This window comes from Microvirga sp. Mcv34, assembly GCF_024519725.1.
In the GTDB taxonomy this organism is placed as follows: domain Bacteria; phylum Pseudomonadota; class Alphaproteobacteria; order Rhizobiales; family Beijerinckiaceae; genus Microvirga.
On sequence record NZ_JALJRK010000330.1, the window covers coordinates 1 to 222 of the forward strand.

The following is a 222-nucleotide window of genomic DNA, read 5'->3' on the forward strand; positions in this document are numbered from 1 at the left end:
CGATTGCGGTCGGGGCGATGATCGATGCGGCGATCGTCATGATCGAGAACGCCCACAAGCACCTGGAACGGGCGCCCAAGGACAAGCCGCGCGTCGAGATCCTGATCAAGGCGGCAAGTGAGGTCGGCCCAGCCCTGTTCTTCAGCCTGCTGATCATCACGGTCTCATTCCTGCCGATCTTCACGCTGGAGAACCAGGAAGGCCGCCTCTTCGGGCCGCTCG

Annotated in this window: 1 protein-coding gene; it reads left to right on the top strand. The window is 63.1% G+C overall.

The annotated features are described in order from the left end of the window. Positions 1 to 222 (top strand): efflux RND transporter permease subunit (locus tag OC446_RS30810; protein ID WP_262032645.1); only part of this gene is annotated, 222 nt, incomplete at both ends.